Origin of the sequence: Mycobacterium sp. 1245852.3 (genome assembly GCF_001669335.1) — a bacterium.
GTDB lineage: Bacteria > Actinomycetota > Actinomycetes > Mycobacteriales > Mycobacteriaceae > Mycobacterium > Mycobacterium europaeum_A.
The window spans coordinates 1-2,963 of record NZ_LZLL01000056.1 but is presented as its reverse complement, the minus strand read 5'-3'; the positions used below and the strand labels follow the sequence as shown (position 1 = coordinate 2,963).

Genomic DNA, 2,963 nt, shown 5'->3' with positions numbered 1-2,963 from the left:
GACCCAGGGTGTGCAGGCATTAGCCGGCGTGCTGCTTCCCTCGGCGACCGTCTTCCTGGTGCTGCTGTGCAACGATCGGGCGGTGTTGGGGCCGTGGGTTAACACGGTGCGGCAGAACATCATTGCGTGGACCATCGTGTGGTGTCTGGTGCTGCTCTCACTGGCATTGACGGCGACCACCTTCTTCCCCGGTCTCGCGACCGGCACCATCGAGGCGGGGCTGGCGGCCGGCGCGGTCCTCGGCATCGTCGGCGGCGCGGTGATGATCGTCGCCGGGCGGCGACACCGAAACCCGACCGAGGCGGAGGCCATCGTGCGCACCCTTGGGGGTGGCCTGGATCCAGGGGAGGTGGACGAACTCGAAGATGCCGCCTCGCTGAGGCGCACCGAGCGGCGCGCGATGCTTCGCCAGGACCGCGCGAGCTGGCAGACCCCCAACCTCGCCTTGCTCGATCGGCCAGCGATGTCGCCGATGCGCCGGGCGGGGCTGTTCACCCTGCGGGGTTACCTGGTGGTGGCGGTCGCCTTCGTCATCATCAAGATCGTGCAGGCCGGCGTCGTCGGCCCGGCCGCGTCACTGTGAGTTGGTCGGCAGCAGAACGATTTTCCCGTGGGTGTGCCGCCGCTCGAGCTCGGCGTAGGCATCGGCGACCCGGTCCAGCGGGTAGGTCGCGGCGATGTCGAACTCGATGACGCCGGACACGATCAGCTCGGCCATCTCGGCGAGCACCTCGGGCGTCGAGGCGTCCATGCTGCCCTCGGTCTTGGCGCCCACTTCACCGGCCTTCTCGAAGGAGATGATGGTCTCGATCCGCTCGGGCGCCACGCCGAGGTCGACGGCCAGCTGGACGTAGTCCGGGCCGAAGAGATCGATGAAGGCGTCGATCCCGTCGGGCGCCGCCGCGCGCAGCCGCTCGGCGAGTCCGTCACCATAGGCGACCGGAATGACGCCACGCGAGCGCAGCCAGTCGGCGTTGCCCGGCCCCGCGATGCCGAGCACCCGGGCCTGACGCAACACCAGAAGCTGCACGACCAGGCTGCCCACCCCGCCGGCGGCGGCCGACACCGCGATCGTCTCGCCCCGTTGCGGCGCCACCGCGCGCACGGCCGCATAGGCCGTCGCACCGACCACGTAGAGCGAACCCGCTGCCTCCCAACCGAGTTGGGGAGGCTTGCGGATCAACTGCCCCACCGGAACCGCGGTGTGCGTGGCGTGGCTGGACCGGCGCATGCTGAACCCCAGCACCTCGTCGCCGACCGAGAACTCGGTGACACCGGCCCCCACGGCGGTGACGACGCCGGCGAGGTCGCTGCCCTGGCCGGAGGGAAAGGTGGCCGGGAAGATCTCGTGCATCGCCCCGGACCGGATGCCGGCCTCGCCGGGGTTGATCCCCGCGGCGCGCACTTCGACGACCACCTCACCCGGGCCGGGGGAGGGCATCTCGATGTCCGCCACGTACAACACCTCGCGCCCCCCGTACCGGTCGAACCGTACTGCGCGCGACGCTGCGGCCGTCATACCGATCTCCTTCTGCGCGAGGATGCTGTCACCCCCGCCAGCATAGGCACGTCAAAGTGCTACCCCCGGGCGCCGAGTGGGCATATGTTCGTAGCAAGCCTGGGTTACACCACCATTTCGCCTGCGGTGTCGGGAGCCGCGGTGCAGGCCGGATACCGATGACACGTGGGAGGGACACGCGTGGGAGTTGATCGGATCGGCATCGCCGGCTGTGCCGTTGCCGTCATCGTGGCGGGGGCCGCGAGCGCCGGATGCGGTGGTGCCGACAAGGCCGCACCACCGTCTTCGAGTTCGCCCACGTCGACCAGTTCCAGCGCGGTCACCGGCCCGCCGTCGGGCCAGCCCTCGGATTACGGCTTCCTGTTGATCAAGCCGAACGACGTCGGTGGCGGTCTGACCGCGCCCCAGTCACCCATGCTCAACCCCAACAACGCGCCGGGAGTCGCGCAGCTGTTCGCCAACGCCGACAGCAGCCGCCGGTTGTGGGACACCATCGTGATCGCCGCCGACCCGTCGGCGGCAGCGGCCGAATTGGCCACCACCCAAGGCAGTTACAACGGCAAGGTGAGCGGGACCTGGGCACCGCTTGCCGTCGGCGCCAACGGGGTGACCATTGCGGGCACCTCACCGGACAACTCCCAGGCGATGACGGTGTTGGTCTTCACCGAAGGCAAGGCCCTGGTGACGCTGGAATTCGACAGCGCGCCCAACGATCCGCTCGATCCGGCGGTCGCCCTCGACATCGGTCGCAAGCAGGATGCCGCGATCAAACACGGGCTCCCCGGCTAGCTCAGGCGTCGTTACACCAGGCCCAGTAGGCCCAGATCCGCGACGTACTTGTCGATCAGCCCCGCCGACAGGTGTGGAATATCTTGGTCTGCACCGATTTTCGCGGCCCGCACGGCCGCACGGAACACGTCGGTGGGGGCCGGCGCGCCGCGCAATGGTGTCTCCGGCTTGCGGTACGCGTCCAGCAATGGCAGCACCGAATGCTGACGCTGCTTGTCCGGCAAGGCGCGGATGGCCGTCGTGAACCGGCTCAGCCATTCGTCGTAGTCGTCGATGCGCCGGATGTCGTGCCCGGCGGCGATCAGCCAGTCGACGAACACATCCAGTGAGACGCCGTCGTCGTGCGGGTTCATCACATCGAACGACCGATACGTCCCGGAAGCCTCAGCGGCCGTGGCGATCTGCTCACCCAGCGTGGTTACGGCTTCGGCCACGAAGTCGGCGGGCAGCCCGTCGTAGTGGGCCACCGCCCGGTTTCCGTGTGGATCGGTCTGGTAGAAGGAGGCCGGCGCGATGCCGGTGATCAACAAGCTGAACAGCAACCGGGTGAACGCATCCGGCACGTTCAGCTGGCCGGCATACCGGCTGTGCGCCAGGATCATGTCGGACCGGAACACGGCGACCGGCAACCCGCACAGGTCGTGCGCCTCGCGCA

3 protein-coding genes and 1 pseudogene are annotated in these 2,963 nt (G+C 68.8%); 2 read left to right on the top strand and 2 right to left on the bottom strand.

From position 1 onward, the window contains the following. Positions 1 to 583, top strand: a pseudogene (locus tag A9W96_RS02220) (manganese transporter); the annotation flags it as partial. Here the strand turns inward: A9W96_RS02220 and A9W96_RS02215 are convergent. Next, entirely contained in the window at positions 575 to 1,519 is a 945-nt protein-coding gene (locus A9W96_RS02215; protein WP_067137719.1) for an NADP-dependent oxidoreductase, read from the bottom strand. The pseudogene A9W96_RS02220 and the gene A9W96_RS02215 overlap by 9 nt on opposite strands. Before the next feature lie 180 nt (positions 1,520 to 1,699). Between A9W96_RS02215 and A9W96_RS02210 the strand changes: the two genes are divergently transcribed. Beyond that, positions 1,700 to 2,308 (top strand): hypothetical protein, encoded by a 609-nt coding sequence (locus A9W96_RS02210; protein WP_066877950.1) that lies wholly within the window; start codon positions 1,700 to 1,702, stop codon positions 2,306 to 2,308. Between the two features lie 11 nt (positions 2,309 to 2,319). Here the strand turns inward: A9W96_RS02210 and A9W96_RS02205 are convergent. Then, on the bottom strand, positions 2,320 to 2,963 hold a 644-nt coding region (locus A9W96_RS02205; RefSeq protein WP_197499374.1), incomplete at its 5' end, for an SDR family oxidoreductase.